This window comes from Aeromonas sp. QDB62, assembly GCF_027705695.1.
In the GTDB taxonomy this organism is placed as follows: domain Bacteria; phylum Pseudomonadota; class Gammaproteobacteria; order Enterobacterales; family Aeromonadaceae; genus Aeromonas; species Aeromonas allosaccharophila.
Genome location: NZ_JAPDCD010000010.1, coordinates 102,927 through 118,956, shown reverse-complemented (window position 1 = coordinate 118,956; position 16,030 = coordinate 102,927). Strand labels below are relative to the sequence as shown.

General features: G+C 61.9%; 17 protein-coding genes. All 17 read right to left on the bottom strand.

Annotation, left to right across the window (positions count from 1 at the left end; all coding sequences use genetic code 11):
• Positions 1-593: 593 nt before the first annotated feature.
• Positions 594-878, bottom strand: coding sequence for a hypothetical protein (locus tag OKC27_RS07285; RefSeq protein ID WP_270806085.1), 285 nt, complete (start codon positions 876-878; stop codon positions 594-596).
• Positions 875-2,158 (bottom strand): reverse transcriptase/maturase family protein, encoded by a 1,284-nt coding sequence (locus OKC27_RS07280; RefSeq protein WP_270806084.1) that lies wholly within the window; start codon positions 2,156-2,158, stop codon positions 875-877. The genes OKC27_RS07285 and OKC27_RS07280 overlap by 4 nt, the downstream gene beginning before the upstream one ends.
• Positions 2,159-2,160: 2 nt before the next feature.
• The gene (gene avd / locus OKC27_RS07275; RefSeq protein ID WP_270806083.1) at positions 2,161-2,505 is read right to left on the bottom strand and encodes a diversity-generating retroelement protein Avd; all 345 of its coding nucleotides are present in this window, start codon (positions 2,503-2,505) and stop codon (positions 2,161-2,163) included.
• A 60-nt stretch (positions 2,506-2,565) separates the two neighbouring features.
• A complete protein-coding gene (locus tag OKC27_RS07270) occupies positions 2,566-4,122 on the bottom strand; it encodes a hypothetical protein (protein ID WP_270806082.1) in 1,557 nt (518 codons plus the stop codon).
• 107 nt (positions 4,123-4,229) lie between these two features.
• The gene (locus tag OKC27_RS07265) at positions 4,230-9,218 is read right to left on the bottom strand and encodes a phage tail tip protein J-related protein (protein ID WP_270806081.1); all 4,989 of its coding nucleotides are present in this window, start codon (positions 9,216-9,218) and stop codon (positions 4,230-4,232) included.
• Positions 9,218-9,619, bottom strand: coding sequence for a DUF6950 family protein (locus OKC27_RS07260; protein WP_005324797.1), 402 nt, complete (start codon positions 9,617-9,619; stop codon positions 9,218-9,220). Before OKC27_RS07260 ends, OKC27_RS07265 begins: the two co-directional genes overlap by 1 nt.
• A gap of 2 nt (positions 9,620-9,621) precedes the next feature.
• A complete protein-coding gene (locus tag OKC27_RS07255) occupies positions 9,622-10,206 on the bottom strand; it encodes a hypothetical protein (RefSeq protein WP_270806080.1) in 585 nt (194 codons plus the stop codon).
• On the bottom strand, positions 10,203-10,805 hold the full coding sequence (locus OKC27_RS07250; protein WP_270806079.1) for a hypothetical protein: 603 nt from the start codon (positions 10,803-10,805) through the stop codon (positions 10,203-10,205). The genes OKC27_RS07255 and OKC27_RS07250 overlap by 4 nt, the downstream gene beginning before the upstream one ends.
• On the bottom strand, positions 10,802-12,925 hold the full coding sequence (locus OKC27_RS07245) for a hypothetical protein (RefSeq protein ID WP_270806078.1): 2,124 nt from the start codon (positions 12,923-12,925) through the stop codon (positions 10,802-10,804). The genes OKC27_RS07250 and OKC27_RS07245 overlap by 4 nt, the downstream gene beginning before the upstream one ends.
• Positions 12,922-13,215, bottom strand: a complete 294-nt coding sequence (locus OKC27_RS07240) for a phage tail assembly protein T (RefSeq protein WP_270806077.1) — start codon at positions 13,213-13,215, stop codon at positions 12,922-12,924. Before OKC27_RS07240 ends, OKC27_RS07245 begins: the two co-directional genes overlap by 4 nt.
• Before the next feature lie 20 nt (positions 13,216-13,235).
• Entirely contained in the window at positions 13,236-13,655 is a 420-nt protein-coding gene (locus OKC27_RS07235) for a hypothetical protein (protein ID WP_270806076.1), read from the bottom strand.
• Positions 13,652-14,116: a phage tail tube protein gene (locus OKC27_RS07230; RefSeq protein WP_270806075.1), complete on the bottom strand. Its 465-nt coding sequence runs from the start codon at positions 14,114-14,116 to the stop codon at positions 13,652-13,654. Before OKC27_RS07230 ends, OKC27_RS07235 begins: the two co-directional genes overlap by 4 nt.
• Positions 14,116-14,532 (bottom strand): phage tail terminator protein, encoded by a 417-nt coding sequence (gene gpU, locus OKC27_RS07225; protein WP_270806074.1) that lies wholly within the window; start codon positions 14,530-14,532, stop codon positions 14,116-14,118. The genes OKC27_RS07230 and gpU overlap by 1 nt, the downstream gene beginning before the upstream one ends.
• A gap of 32 nt (positions 14,533-14,564) precedes the next feature.
• Positions 14,565-14,732 carry a hypothetical protein gene (locus OKC27_RS07220; protein ID WP_164980045.1) on the bottom strand — a complete coding sequence of 56 codons (168 nt, stop codon included), beginning with the start codon at positions 14,730-14,732 and terminating at the stop codon, positions 14,565-14,567.
• Positions 14,733-14,766: 34 nt separating this feature from the next.
• On the bottom strand, positions 14,767-15,375 hold the full coding sequence (locus OKC27_RS07215; RefSeq protein WP_270806073.1) for a phage tail protein: 609 nt from the start codon (positions 15,373-15,375) through the stop codon (positions 14,767-14,769).
• 7 nt (positions 15,376-15,382) lie between these two features.
• On the bottom strand, positions 15,383-15,679 hold the full coding sequence (locus OKC27_RS07210) for a hypothetical protein (RefSeq protein ID WP_270806072.1): 297 nt from the start codon (positions 15,677-15,679) through the stop codon (positions 15,383-15,385).
• Complete coding sequence (locus OKC27_RS07205; protein WP_270806071.1) at positions 15,679-15,993, bottom strand: DUF2190 family protein; 315 nt, start codon at positions 15,991-15,993, stop codon at positions 15,679-15,681. The genes OKC27_RS07210 and OKC27_RS07205 overlap by 1 nt, the downstream gene beginning before the upstream one ends.
• Between the last annotated feature and the right edge of the window lie 37 nt (positions 15,994-16,030).

The window sequence follows — 16,030 nt, the reverse complement described above, 5'->3', positions numbered from 1 at the left end:
ATGGATACCGTGTCTCCTTTCCCGGGGAATGGCTATGGCACAGCGAAGGTGTAGCACTATTGGGATCAGTTATTTAGTGGAACCATCATACAGAGGATATCCGCCCCTTTTAAGGGTGTATAAATTCACATGTCACATTTTCAGGCAGAAGTCAGCGCAAACCAGACTGTCGCCCACCACCACTCAGCACTTACCGCCCAATAAACCATCACCTGCACGGCTCGCCCTTCGTTCTGCCTGCGCTATGGTTTACCATGCAGGCAATTGTGGTGCATGGCACCACCCACCCAGGCGCTAGCCGCCGTCATCGGATACCTCATCTCGAGCAACATGAGCAAAACAGCACACGCCGGCAACGAGCCCACATTCTACTTCCACGATTATGAGACCAATAATTAATTCATTGAAATTAATTAACTAATTCCCTCCGCATCATATTCTGTACCAGATTTGGTACCGTTTTTGTCTGTGAGCTATTCAGGCTCTGTGAGCGACCCTGCACTAAGTTAAACCTCCATCACTAACTGGATCGATTTTTTGCGCCCAGCCCATCACGGCGACCACGCTCGCCGTGATAGGTTCGAGACGAGCGATCATTCTGTGGCCCCGTCGCCGGCAACGGGGTATCGGGACTTGATCTCCGCCACCTTGTCGCGCCATGCCTGCTCGGCCGCTGCTGTCTTGTCGTATTGCCACTCCAAGAAAAGGGGGTCGGACTCCGCCACGTAGGCGCGCTGGCGGCGCGCCAGTTGCCCCTCTGTCAGCTCATAGTTGTGCTGGTCGAGCACGGAGGCTATGACCTCCTCACTCATGCCCAGCTCCGCCATAAAGGCCGGATCGTAGTTGTCGTGCGTTTCGCCGTCATATAAGTAGCTCATCTATTTGCCCCGCTCGAAATGTTAAACAGGCTGCAGCGCAGCCGCCAGGTGTTTGCATGCGCGGCGTGCGCACACCACGATTGGATGCATGGTCGGCAGTCGCCTGCCGTTAGCCTGCCTGCCGCTATCGCCCGTTTGAAGCGGCGCAGCTTGTAGCGGATGCGCTTGATGCTGTTTTTGCGCAACAGGCGGTGGGTGGGGTAGATGCGGTAGCCCAGGAAGTCGAGCGCTCGCCCCTCCGGGCCGACAGGGAATACCTGGGTCTTGCTGTTGGTTGTCAGGCGCAGGCTGTTCCACAGATACGCCTCGATCCGCGCGCGCCATGTGTGCAGCTGCGCCTTGTCGTGATGCAACACCACAAAATCATCCATGTAGCGGATGTAGTACCGGATGCCGAGATCGTGCTTTGCGTAGCGATCCAACTCGTTGAGATAGAGATTGGCAAACAGCTGACTTGTCAGGTTGCCGAGCGGGATCCCGACACCCGGCCGCCCTGGGCTCGAGTCGATAATGGCATCGAGCAGCCTGAGCGTGCGATCGCAGTGGATGTGGCGGCGCAAGATCGCCTTGAGGCGGGCGTGATCGATGCTGGCGAAATACTTGCTGATGTCCGCCTTCAGGCAGAATAGTGGGCCGTGAGCTTGCCTGATCGCCCGTATCCAGCACTGTGCCCTGTTTGCCCCGGCATGTACCCCCTTGCCTTTGCGGCAGGCGTAGCTATCGAATATAAAGCGCGGGTCAAGCGTTGGCTCCAGTACATTCATGATCGCCCGGTGGACAACTCGATCCACGAAGCGGGGTGCCGAGATCAGGCGCTGTTTCGGCTCAAAAACATAAAACTCCTCGTATCCGCCGGGCTGATAGCTGTCGTGCAGCAGATGATTGTGGGTGTCGTGCAGGTGCTCTTCCAGGCGCTGCATGTAGCGCAGGGCGGCGGGCGAGGTGCGTTTTCCGCACAGGCAGCGCAGGGCAGCCTGGTGCAGATTGTCAAACGATATGATTTGGTCGTACATGAGGGCCTTAAAGTCGGCGGCCCGGCTCACCGGTGCCGCCTGTTCAGTTTTTCGGCGATAGCCGAGGCATCGACATCCCTTTGATAATGCACTGGACAACGCCCCGTGAGGTGTTGCCTTCTGGCTGCTGCCAAAGGCGGGGCGAAACCCAATGTTCGTGTTCGTGTTCGCGCGGGAATTGTTCAGATTCACAGCGGCGAGGCCGGCATTGGCACCGTTGTTCCAATTGCCGCCACGATACGGGAGTCGCTTGATGTCGGAGCCCATGATTAGGCGGCTCGCTCGTATTTGAGCCAGCCGCCGATCATTCTGCCGATCTCGAGATTGAGACCGCTCCAGTGTTGGTATTTGTTAATTGGCAGGTAGGCCAAGTCTTTCGCGAGCCTGACCTGATTTTGCAACACGGCTAACTCAACATCGAGATCCGTGAGTGTGGTCTTTTTGTGGTAACGCTTGGCCGCCGTGATGACCAACCGCAGCAGTGTCAACATGCTGCACCTGATCTCTGCGGCCAGCACGTGGCGCTCCGCCTTCGGGAACTGCCGCATGGCGACATACCCATACTGCATCATATCGCGGATCCGTTGCTCGATAACGAGCGGTTGTTTATCCATGGCATCCTCAACCGATTAAGCGCCACTACCGTGGCGCCAACAAAACCCAAGGCGCAAGGCTCAGGCAAAGGCGGGGCGAAACCCAACGCCCGTGCCCGCGCTCGCGCGGGAAGAGCCCAGATACACAGCGGCGAGGCCGGCATCGGCACCGCTGCTCCAACCGCCGCCACGATACGGGAGTCGCTCGCCGAAATTGCGCATATAGATGCGCCCCTGCGGCAGGATAGTGGCCGGCTCGATAAGCAGGCGCCTGAGCGCCTGATTGGACACATAGCCCCCCGCCTTGGCCATGATCCGCCAGTCGCTGTTTGCGGAGTTGCCCGCGTTGGCATTATCGCCGATGGCGCCGAGCCGATTGGTGATGGCATTGGAGAGGATTGGGCTACCCCCCGTGGGGGATGAGGCATCGAGGTAGGCATCGGTAAAGGCCCAGGCGGCCTCTGCCTGGGCGTTAAAGGCAGACAGCTTGAAGCGGCCGTCTTGCAGCAGCAGCCCGTCCTGCCACTCCCAGACGTTGCCTACCAGGTCCGCTATGCCGATGGGCGTGCGGTTATGTGTCGCCTCCGCGCCCATCGAGCCCGTTTGCGTCCGCCCCGCACCTGCGCCATCGCCAGGTGCCCGGTTGTCGGCCCGGTCGCCAACAATCCACGTCTTGGCATGACTGCGCCCCCAGTTGGTGTTTCCGATTGGCTCGTAGCCGTTGGCCATGCACCAGAGTGCAATGGCCGCCCACTCGTGAGCGGTCATCAAGTGCCACCCCGCCCCCTTCGCTGCACAAGCGGCGCGGGCTGCGGTATGATCTAGTGATGCTCGCGGGTCTTGCCGCGGCGCGCTGACAGAGCCGGAGCCGGACGCAAGATAGGCGCCGATGAATATCTCGCTCTTGATGCTGCCGCTGCCAAAATCGAACGCCGTCACATCGCCAGTGCCCATATCGGCAGTCATGCCCAGGTCGGCGTAGCTGAAGCGCGGCAGCACGAACATAGCATTGGCGTTGCCAGCGCTGTCGCGAATGATGGTCTGGCTGCCGCCGGTTGCCCGCTCCAGAGAGTAACGCTCCGAGTCAAGGATTGCGGGGCCGCCCACGCGCATCAGCGAGCCGGTCCCGGCTTCGGCCGTGGCATTGGCGGCCGCAGCGGCGCGATCGGCTTCGGTCTTTGCCCGGTCGGCTTCGGCCTTGGCACGTGCCGTCTGCCCCTCTCCTTCACTGGCCACCTTCTTCCAACTGGGGATGGTGACGTTGGCGCCGGTGTCCGGGTTGAGGATGGCGACGTCCCCCGAGCCGGTCAGCCAGGTCATCATGCCGTCGAACCAGGCGCGGTATTTGGCGACCAGGGAAGCCAAGTCAGCAGCAAACTGGCTGATGGTCGAGGTGCGGGTGATGTCGATCCGGTAGCCCTGGTTAGCCAGGGTGCCGCCGCGATAGGCATCAACCAGGAGGATGTTTTCATCGCTGACCACGGTGTCAACCTCATAGGCCGCATTGTCTGGACCATAGAAGGTGTGCCCCTTCTGGATCGGGAGGGTGCCGGTTTTCCATTTGGTGCCAAAACCGGTGACGATCTTGCTGCCATTCGTCACCGTCACGTTGCCGGTGCGCTGCCAAAGTCCTGCCATTGCAATGGTTCCTTAAAAAGAAAACCCGGCGCGAGGCCGGGTTATGGTGTGGTTTTTTGGTTTTACTCAACATTCATTAATCGTTGTCTTTGACATGGCAATGCCCGTCACGACTGGGCGTCTATCATTAACACTCCAACTGAGCCGGGCGTGTTATACGACTCGGCATTACCCGCAGACTTAACGAATTTAATGGCAGCTGTAGTGCCAGCAGGAACGCTGATCGAGTGTGTTTCCATGGCGGTATAAGTAGAAATGGACATGCCGCCGGCAACTGCTACTACGTTTGCCTTGACGGACTTAACCCGACTGGCCCCAACATAGATATCGCACTGCGTCCAGCTGTTCCCTGAACACACCGTGATGGCAAATACAACTAACCGAGCGCGACCAAGGGCGGTTACATTAATGTACTGCTCGTTTTGCATCGCGTAGACGCGAACAACATCTCCCTCTAGCTGGTTTACATTGAGTTTGCCAAGTATCTGGCAGCTCTCCCGAATGGTGACGTTATTCATCGTGCCGGAATTGGCCAGCACGTTACCCTGGAAGGTGCCGCTCTCGAAATAGACGTTGCTGCCATACATGCGGCCGCTGGAGTCGATACCCGCATTCCAGCGCTTGCCATAGGCGCCGAACGAGCCGTTAGCATTTTCACCGATCCAAAGGTCACCCCCCCTGAACGAACCACCTTCAATCAACGCACCAACCAGGTGTTGTACGTTGATGTACTTGGCGATCACGTTGCCGATCTCCGCCGTGTCCATCATGGCGTGATTCATGTAGACGGTGCCGTTTTTGATGACGAACGGGTGGCGCTTTGTCGTCGCACCGCCCGCCCTCGACATCACGGCGAACACATCAGCATCGATCACGAAGGTGCTCAGCACGTTGCCATCGGCATTCAGCTTGACCGACAGGCCAAAGCCACCCCCTTCCCCCGCGATTTGGGCCTTGGTGTACCAACCCGCCTCCACGTTGCCTTTCAGGTCAGCCACCGCCTTGGCTGCCGTTTCCACGGCTGCCGTGGTTTGGTTGAGGCTGGCTTGCACCTTGGTGATGGCGTCGGTGTTGGCTTTGTCCCCCTCCACCTGAGCCTGCTGGGCCTGCTGAATGGCCGCCCCCAGGGTGGTGTCACCACTGGTCACCTTGGCTTGAAGTTGAGACAGTTGCTCGGCCAGCGCCTGATCCCCCTGCGCTTGGGTGCGCTGGGTTTCCAGGATAGCGGCGTTGAGCGTCTGGTCATCTCCTTCCAGGGTGGCCTGCAGTTGGGTTACCCGTTCGGCCATGGCCTGATCTGCGGCGCTCAGGGTGCGGTTGCTTTCCTCCAAGGCGGCGGCGGTCTTGCTGTCTGCCGCTTGGTAATCGGCCTTGAGCTGGCTTAACTCCCGGGCGGTGGACTGCTCCACCCCGGCGATCACCTCCCTCACCCCGGTGAGCGCGGCGGACGTTGCCGCCTGCTCCCCCTCAAACTCGGCCCGGAACTGGGTCACCTCACGGGCCAGCGCCTGGTGTTCGTCCGCTTGGGTATCCTGACGACGAGTGATCGTGGCGCGGGCCTTGCGAGCCCGGTCCTCGTCCTGATCATCTGCCAATGTGTTGCCGATGCTGGCCAGGGCGGTCAGATTGACTTCTGCTGACAGGTCATCCTGGCGAGCGGCCAGCGCCTTGCCCTGCTCTGCCACGGCCTCAGACAAGGTGCCCACATCGGATTGGGTCTTGTCGGTCTTGGTGGTGAGCTGTTGCAGGGCCTCGCCGGTGGCCTGCTGACCATCGGTGACCACCTTGCCCAGGCTGGTGAGCTGGGCGGCTTGATCGCCGCTGGCTGTCTTGAACTGGCTTAACTCCCGGGCGGTGGACTGCTCAACCCCGGCGATCACCTCCCGAACCTCTGTCAGACGGGCAGTGGTGGCGGCCTGCTCCCCCTCAAACTTGGCGGTGAGATCGGTGACCTCGCTCGCCAGGGCCTGATGGAGCCCCAGCTGCACCTGCTGGTCGCGGCGTATGCCCGCCGCCGCCTGGCGGTTACGCTGATCGCCCTGCTCACCGGCGAGGGCGTTGGCGATGGCGGCCTCGGCGGCCTGGTCGGCGGCCTTGGCCGTCAGGTCCAGGGTGGCGGTGATCTCGTCAAAGCGGCCAGCGGTGATCCCGCCGTCACTCTCGACAATCTGCTCCAGCGCCCGGATCTTGCCCTCGGCAGTGCCGGTGCGAACCTCGACCCCGCTGACCCGCTCAGCTAACACCTGGTCAGCCTCGGTACTGACCCGCGCCACTTCGGTAATGTTGGCGAGCAGGGTCTGGCCATCCCCCTCCAGCTCGGCCTTGAGGCCCGACACTCGCTCGGCCAGGGCCGAGTGGGCATCGCTGTTGGCGGTGATCTTATCTTCGGCAGCGGCCAGCCGCTCACCCTGGGCGGTCACGGTGGATTGTGCCGCCTTCTGCAGGATCTCACCCTTGGCCGCGTTCAGCTCGCTGCTGACCTCGGTCAGGCGCTGCTGTTCGCCGGCAAACTCCGATTTGGTGACGGTCTGGGTCAGGGCGGCATTGATGCCATCCAGTGCCTGCTCAGCCTCGGTCAGCCGTTCGCCCTGGGCATCCACCACGGCGTGATCGGCCTTGGCGGCCAAGGTGCCAGTGACGGCATCGAGCGACTGGTTGACTTCGGTAAAGCTGGCCTGGGTCTCGTCGCGCAGCGCCCGCACCGCATCCATTTCAATCTGGCCGGTGCCGGGATTAACAGTGAAAATGGCATCGCGCAGATCGCCCATCTCGCTCTGCACCCGATCAATCTTCCCGTGCAGCTTGTCTTGCTGCAGGACTGCGCCGATCCCCATCTGTCCCAGGCTGTCTTGCTCGTCGCGCAGCAGGCTCTCGGTCTGTGTCGCCCGCTCATCGAGCGCGGCCAGGGCAGACCCCAGCCCGGTCAACTCCCGATCGATCACCGGCACTCGCTCGGCAATCGGCGCGACCGTCTCGCTCAGGTCGGTGAATTCCCGTTCGACTTGCTCCAGCTGCCCCACAATGTCAGGGATAGCCTGGTCAACGATGTCCTTGATCTGCTCGATGGGCTTGCGCAGCTCCTCGCGCAGGTGCTCGCCGCCGATCTCCCCGTCCAGCACATCCAGAATGGAGGATGCGTCGTAGGAGGTTTTCCCGCCGGCGGCAAACAGGCCGGATTTGCCGTAGGCGTTGACGGCGCGCAGCCACACGTAATAGGTGGTGTCAGGCTGCAACCCTTGAAACGTCATGAACGCACCCAAGCCTGCATTGGTTGCTTTGGTCTGCACCTCGGCCAGGGGCAGCTGAACTTTGCTCCACCACCATTCGCAGAGGGTGCCGTAGGACTGGCCACCGGTAAACACCGGGCGGAAGGCCAGGGACCAGTTGCCTGCCTCAACCTCGACCCCCACGGGGATAGCGGGCGCTTGGATGGTGAAATTGACCGACGCAACCGGCGACGGGGCGCCGGTCATGGCGATGGCGCGGACTTGGCCCACGTAGTTTCCGGCCGCCAGGCCATTCACCCGGCAAGATTGCCCGGGCACCTGGGCCGTTAGCACGACTTGCGGGGGCTGGCCCGGGGCGAGGCGCTGGATGATCACCTGGTTGTAAGCGACGGTGCCCACGTTGCGCCAGGACAGCACCCCCTGGATCACCTCGCCGACTTGCTCCACTTCATAGCGCAGCTGATCTGGCATGGCCACGCCGCCAGATGGCAACTCGGTGATCTCCGGGCGCTCCATCGGCTGGCAGATGGCGTCAGACCAGAACAAGGGGGATTCTTCCCGCAGCGTCAGCTCGACGCCGGCGAGCAGGGAAAACGACCAATCGACCACCCGAAACTCCGGGCCGTTGATGCCCAGGGCGGGGATGTAGAGTTTGACCGAGCTGCCGGGGCGATACCGCCAGCCCGACAGGTTGACCGGGACGGTCAGGGTACGGGCGGCGCGGCGCTGGCGCAGCATGATGTTTGCCAGGCGCTGGGCCTGGTATTCACTGGTCACACAGCGCAGGTCGAGATCTTCCAGCAGCGCCTGGCCGCCATCTTCCTCCACCCACTCGCTGACGATCACCGCCGGAAAGTCGGTGCGCTTGAAGGTGAGCGGGTCAACGAAGGTGCCCACCACCTGGTTGATCTTGTCGCTGCTGGACGGCTCCGGCAGCAGCTCGATGTCCCCGACAATCTGGTGCGACCGGATCTCGTCACTGGCGGGGCCGTAATAGGCGCCGGCGATGATGCCGTGCTTGCCGCCGATGTAGGTGGGCTGACCCGCACACGCCATGTGCAGCGCCTCCAGCACCTTGGCGCGGGGCTCCCCCAGATCGAACTCCAGGTTGGCGGTGTAGCGGGGCTCCAGGGTGCCATCCGGGCGCGTCACCAGCTCGTCGCAGATGTTGGCCGCGACGATAAACTCGTTCACGCGGATCTCGTCGTCCGGCACGTTCAGCCAAGAGCGGTAATAGTCGAGGATGATCAGGGCAACGTTATCGCTCCACTTCCATTTGCCGTCTCGGGGATCCCACACCTCTTTCCCGAACTTCTCCACCTTGATGTTGGGGAGCCCCGCCGGGAACTTCTGGGCGTCGAACTTGAGCGACACCCGCAGCCAGGTGATGCCCTGGCCGATCATGTCCTCCTTCCAGTCGGCACACTTGGCCAGCATGAAGGGATCGCAGGTCTGGCGGTCGGCATGCAGCTCGTAGGAGACCAGATCGGAGAAGGCGCCGATCAGATCGTCACCCAGCCAGATGTCGCCAACGCGGGAGAGCTTGTGACCGGCGATCACCAGGGCCAGGTGCAGCCACTCCCCTTCATCCTGCTCGCCGGCCTGCTCGGCGGCGAACGACAGCAGACCGGAGGACACCACGCGGCCATAGACACAGGTCTTGTCGCTGGCGGCGGCCCGCAGCACCTGGCTGCGCTCGCTCGCGCTGCGATAGTCGGCCAGCGAGGGTTTCTTGGCAGTCAGCATCATAGTCGCGCTGGCGACCGCCGTCCCGATGGAGATCGCGGTCGCCAGGGTGATGGTGGTGGCGGCATAGGTGCCGGCACCGGCGGCCATACCGGCGATAACAGGGATGGCGACTGCGGGCATTATTCAACTCTCCAGGCTATGAGTGGGACTTGATCGGGGATGGGGCGGGCGCCTTGCTCGGTCATGGCCCAGACTTGCCCGGCCCACATCACCCCGGCGGTCAGCCCGGCGGGGCCATCGAACACCAGGGCATCGCCGCGCTGGGCCATGGCCACCGGGACGCGGGCAAACAGGGCATCGAGGGCCGCCTCGATGCTGCCATGGGTCTTGGCCAGCACCCGCTTGGCGCCGATCTCGGTGGTGTAGCGCCCCCGGTACTCGGCGGCGGGATCCTTGTCACAGGCGGCCAGACAGACGGCGGCGACAAACAGGCAGCAATCATTTTCACCCCAACAAAAAGGCCGCTCGGAAGCGGCCTGGATGGTGGCGATAACGCGGAGTTGCCAGTCTGGATGGCGCATGGTCAGTCCTTATAGTTGAAGCCTGGGGCGTCTTTCTTGGAGCCCCAATAGATGGAGCGGTCGGCCATCTGGCTCTGGTAGCGATAGAAGCGATCCCCCGGTTTGATGCGGCGGTGGCTTTCGTCGGTGTTGCGCAGATTGAGGCCCTTCTGCCAGTCCTCAAACTTGTTCGAGATGGTGAGCTGGATGGTGTTGGTTCGCCCTGCCTTGATGGGGGTTTGCGCTATCTTGCCGCTAAACTGCAAACAGGCATTGAGGGGGGTGCCATCAGGGCCAAGCACGACCAGATAAAGCCACGCCATTCGGTCAACGATGCGCTCCCTCATCACCTCGGCCAGCAGGGCGTTGTCCAACCCCGTCAGGGTGACGCTCAGCTTGGTTGGCGAGGTGGATATCTGTTCTTTCTGGGGGCTGACCGCCCCCAGGGCACCGACCCCGTAATACACCTCACCACCCAGCACCAGCTCACCGAGGCCGGAGTGCAGGCGGCTCACGCCGCTCACCAAATCCAGCTTGAGGGCATAGAGGGCCGTCACGTTGGGCTGGCTCAGGGCGGCGATTACATCAGGATCAAGGCCGGTGATCATGGATAGAAGCTCTCCTTGAATTTGAGAGTGCCGAGATCACGGCGAAAACCTGACGGGCGACGAGATTTGCCGCCGCCATCGAGGCGAAACACCCCCATGGGGCGCTCGACCACCAGGGGGGTGCCGCTGGGGTGGCTCTTGCGCAGCATGGGGGCAAACGCGATTCGGGCCGTGCCGGACTGATCCGACCAAACATCCGCCGTCACCCGCTTGAGTTCGTCCCCCACCTGCACCCAGTCGCCGTCCCGCAGCACCAGGGTCGAGGGTTTCCAGCCCCGGCTGGTCAGGGTGGTGCGCATGTTCAGCGCCTCGCTGACGAGGGGGGCACCCTGCACCGCTTGCTTGGGGTGCGCGAAGTCCCACAGCCTGACCCGGTTGGTTTTGCCGTCCAGCTTGGCGATGAAGGACTCCAGCCGGCGGGCGACCGCGGGCTCCATCTTGCCCATGGTCAGCTCCATCAGCCACTTGCTGCCCGGGGTGGCGACCGTTTGCTCGGAGCCATCAAACGGCGATTCGAATACCCGCCCCATGGTTTCCAGGTCGAGGGAGTTTTCCCGCACCCGAAACTCAGCAGGCCAGTCATAGATTTCCATCGTCATACCCCCAGCATTCGGCGACCCTGGCCATAGCTGGCTAGGTCATCGAGAAACATTTGGTAACCCTGCCGGGACGCCTCCGTGATCACCGCGTTGCGGTCGTCGTCGGTCATGTCGGCACTGAAATGCAGGTGCTGTTCAAACACCGCGCCGCCGGCGGAGGCCACCCCGCCGCCCATCATCCGGTCGTACATCTGATCGATACGCTGGGCTGATTTGTTGGTGTAAACCCGCTCGCCTTTATCGAGCAGCCAGGTGCCCTCGCTCGGGATCTCCTCAATCCCTGAGTGGGCCATACCGGCTATCGATGTGCCGACCACCAACCCGATGGAGATCGCCGTCTGCGCCTCAATCAGCTTGCGGGCAGCGGCAGCCCCCATCAGACCTCCAGTCATGGCGGCAAACGCCTCGGCACCGGCGGCCGCTTGCTGACCGGCAATCATGATGGATGGGATGGCTAGCAGCTTCTGGGCGGCCAACAGCGCCTTCATCACCCCGGTCTGCTCCTTACCGGACTGTGACAGCATGTCGGTAGTCAGGCCGATGGTCTGGCTGGTAAAGCTGAGCATGTCGCGGGCGGCTTGCTGCTGCAGGTTCTTCTGCTTCTCAATCCGCTGACGCTCCTGCTCGGCCAGTTGCTCCTGCTTGCGCTGGTCGGCTTCCAGCTCCTTGGCGATCGCCTCTTCCTGCTTGGCCATGTACTCGGCCTGCTCCTGGGCGAAGTGATCCGCCTCTTTCAGGCGGTACTCCTCCTGCAGCTCCGCCAGGCTTTCATGGCCCCGGCGGCGCAGCTCTGCCTCACTCAGTTGCAGGTTGTCGATCTCGGTAAGCCGATCTTCATGGGCCAGCCGCAACTTTTCGAGCTCGTTGGCGTACTGCATATCGAGGGTGGCGATCCGCTTCTCCCCCTGCTCCAGCAGCTTCTGGGTCTCGCCGCTGGTATCGCGGGAGCTGACCGGCTCGGGCGGCTGATACTCCGGCTGCTCACCAATCCCGAAACGCTTCTGGCCATACGCCTCCTGAATGCGGCCGATCTCGGCCTCAATCTCGGCGCGGCGTTGCTGGAGCTCAGGCAGGGCCGAGCGGCCCGCCGTGTCGCCAAGGATGGCATCGAGCAGGCCAACCCCGCCGAACTCCTTTTGGTTGGAGGTCTCTTTGATCTGGTCGTCCAGATCCTTGAGCTCCTCGCGCAGGTTGCCGAGACGGCGGCTCATGCCGTCTATGGTGCGGGGGTTATCCGCCCAACTATCAAACAGGGTGCCCCAGTAGCTCACCGCATAGCCGAGCTTTTCGGATAGCCAGTCGATTTGCTCGGAGGCACCCAGCACCCCCTGGGCAAACGAGCTCTGCAGGCGCAGGCTGATGTCCTTGAGCTTCTGATCCAGCTCCTTGAGCTGGCTGATATCGGTCTCCGACAGCGCCACGTTGAGGCTGCGGTAATGGCCGGTCAGCCGTTGCAACTCGGCCCCGTTGTTGCGCAACAGCGGCTGCAGGGTCGAGACATCGTTGGCGATGGATTCGAGGTAAAAGATCTGCTCGCTGGCCGAGACGTTGGTCGCGTCCATCGCGTTCTGGACGGCAATCAACGCCTCCGGCCCTGCCATCTGCTGCAACTTGCTAATGGTCAGCCCCACCTTGGGGGCGATGTTCTCCATCCAGTCTTTGAACTCGCCGCCGGCCGTTGCCGAGAAGTCGCCGAGCTTGTCCTGCACATCCTTGAGCATGTCGGCCAGCTGATCGCCGGTGACGTTGTACTGCTCGGTGGCATAGGCCAGCTCCTGCATCGTCTCGACAGACACCCCCGCTTTCAGGGCCATCTGCTCAAGCTCTTTGCCGGTGGCAGCCAGTGAGCTGACGGAGGCAGCCAGGCCAACCGCCGTACCAGTCAGGCCGAGCACAGCCCCCTGCACCACGTTAAAGCCCTGCACGATGGCAATGGACTTGTTGGATAGCAGGTCAGCGGTGTCATTAAACGAGCGGCCAAAGTTGAAGGTGGCATCTTCGGCATTCTTGGCGTCTTGCGCGTAGCTTTTCAGCACCCCGATAGCCGAGCGCACATCGGCGTTCAGCTTGCTGGGGTCAGCACTGAGCAGCACCCGCAGATCGGCAATCTGGGTTGTCATGTAAAGGACTCCACACCGGGGATGGTGGCAGCGAGCGCGGCCACATCGTCACAGCTCTGCTCTGGGCGTTCAGGGCGGTTGTAGTAAAAATCAGAGGGGGCTGGGCAGTTATCTGCGCCAAGGTGCGGCAGCAGGTTGGTGTAGCAGATCTGCCCCATTTCATACTGGCCGATCAGGTAATCGAACGGGTATTCGGCGAAGTGGCCGCACCACTCGATATACTCGGTGCTACTGATCTCGCTCAGCATTCGCCGCCAGTCCAGACGGCGGCACTGGCGGGCCATCATCATGGCCCGCTGGCGCTCCCCCTCTAACCTTTTTTTGGGTCAACCGGCTCCGGCTTTTCCGCATCATCGGCATCCGCCTTGGCGAGGCTGGCCAGCCCGCTGATCTCCTTGACTGCCATCGCCATACGCAGCACATGGGCCGAGTCCGGGTAATGGGCCAGCACCCAGGCTTTCATCTGCTCGATATCGAACTCGGGGTGCTTGTGGTGCAGCCCCATCGCGGCCAGCAGCAGGTTCAGCTCGTAGGTGATGCGGTAAATGGTCAGCAGGGTTTTCTGCTGAGCACGCTGACTGGCGTTCTCGTCCACCTCCGGCCAGTCAACGGAGAGCAGCACCGTCTGATAGTCAAACAGCTGCAGGCCGTTGAGCTGCTGCAGCTCGACCTTTTCCGAGCCAACCTTGCTGGTGAGCGTCAGAGTGCGGCGGGCAACCAGGGCACTCATGCCACATCCTCTTCGGCCAGAGAGGGCTTGCCGGAGAGATCCACTTTCACGGTGCGGGTGATGGTCTCCTTGATGGCGATCGGCTTACCGATGCTGGAGATAAAGCCGTAGAAGCCATCCACCTTGCCGTTCGGGTACTTGATCAGGAACCAGCGCAGTTCGCCGCCCAACTCGGTGACCAGGGTTTTCTGGGCCGCGTCATCCGGTTTCCATGCCAGGGTGAAGCCCAGCTGGCCCGCATCTTTCTGGCCTGGGGTTTTCTCTTTCCAGTCCGGGTTGGCCGCATCGAGATAACTCTCTTCGGTTGTCTCGACCGACATATCCGGCGGGGTCAGCTCTTTGATATCCGCCAGCCGCACCACTGAATCAGCGGTGGCGATGCTCGGCTTGGTCGGCCCCGGCACTTTGGCCATATAGAGCTCGGTGCCTGCACCCTTGACGGTTTTATTGGTATCGGTCATCAGTTATTGCTCCAACTTGCGTTAAAGGTCAGGGTCAGGCTGGCCAGCCCGGTACCCTGTTCGTCTATGCCATAACTCCAGTTGGCCAGCTCCAGCCCCTCATCAAGCAGGCTGCCCAGGTTATCTCCAGCCAGCGGGTCGAGGTTTTCAGCCAGCACATCGAGCTCAGCATCGGCCTGGTTGCTCTCCATCACGTAGAGCGACACCATCAGCTGCGCGCTGTCGCCTGGCTTGTCGAGCGCATACTCGGAGGGGGCGCCCTCCATCAGGTAGCAGAAGGCCACCGGCAGATCTTCCTGGTCAATCGAGAATGGCCGGTTGGCAAACACGGTCACCGGCTGGGCGCCGGGGACATTGTTGAGCTCAAGCCCAACCCGATCGGCCAGCGCCTGCCGGATAAGGGTTCGTTTGGTCATGGTGAGTCCAATAAAAAACCCGCCGAAGCGGGTTATTTGGTGGTTGAGGTTTGCCGCCTGGCATCCCATCGGTTGAACATGCCGTTGAGTACCAACGTCATGCCGACCGTGATGGCAAAGCCAAGCCAGCCGCCCTGATAGGTGCCTGCCGCGATCAGCGCCAGCATCAGCAGGGCCACGGCGATTTTCAGGATGATCATGCTCTCTCCTTTTGTTGAGATCAGGATCCTAGCCCTATTTAATCGCCAGTTGAAGCTGACGCAGCAGCGCCTGCTGCATTTCGCGGGGCATATCACGGCTCATCGCCGCCTTGGCCTCGCGCTCGTAGTGCTCGGTGATCGGGGTGACCAGCGGGATCCGCATCACTTCCAGTGCGTGACGCCCCTTGCCGACACGGCGCAGGATCTGCCAGCTTCTCAGCGTGGTGGCAGCGTAACCGCCACCGCGCCGATACTGACCGAACCCCTTGGCACCATTCGCCACAAAGCCGCCCGGCACCCGATGCCGCCCGACCTGCATATCGCCAATGCCAGTAAACGCCGTGTTGCGATAACGGATAATCCGCTGCTGCACGGCCCCCACCTTGATCAGCGGAATGGGGCGGCGACGCACCCGGATAACCGCATTCGGCGATTGCGCGGTAGCCTTGAAGATCTTGACCCTGGGGCGCAGCAACTTGGCAGGCACCCGCACCCGCGCATCCTTGGCCGTCAACCGGATGGCCCGCCCGGACGCCCGAGAGCTGACCCGGTTAACCGCCTGCGCACTGGCCTTTGGCACCAGCTTGGCAGGCAGCAGGTTCAGGTTGGCGACCGCCTTCTCCAGATCGAGCTTGATGGACATAGCCGCCTCACTTGATGGGGATGATCAACTGGCCAGCCCGCATGTATGGCACGTCTCTGACAGCGGTCACCAGGCCAAGGCTTGGCACCTCTACCTTGTCACCATTACGGAAACGCACCCCGGGCGGCGGACTGCTCACTGCGAGCTCGCGCAGCACTGTCGCAACCTGGGCAAATGCATCAGGCTGTTCGTCATAGATCACGGTCAGCTGCTGACCGGCGACAACGGCATCGATACCCATGGCCTGATCAACGGCCACGTTGAGGCGACTGACCGCCCGCTGCCAGCGGGAGCCGGTCACCATTACTGGACGATCAGCGCGTCGGCGTAACCGCTGGCGCCGCTGCTAACCAGCTTGCCGAAGTCGTCCGCGTCATTGGTGGTGTCCGCGACCAGCTTGGCACCATCCCACTTGACGGCCGCGCCGATAGCCAATGCGGTGTCGCAGGGGAGAGTCCAGACACCGGACAGGGCGCCGGTAAACTCGGTGCCAGCGGCGGCGTTCTCCAGCGGGACAACGGTCAGAGCGCCCATCTTGATAGGCTTGCCGGAAACCACACCACCGGCCGGGGCTACAAACGCCAGCTGGGTGCCGGTACAAACAAAATTCTTTGCCATGTTGCTGTTCCTGTTGTTTGCCAAAAGATGGCCCGCC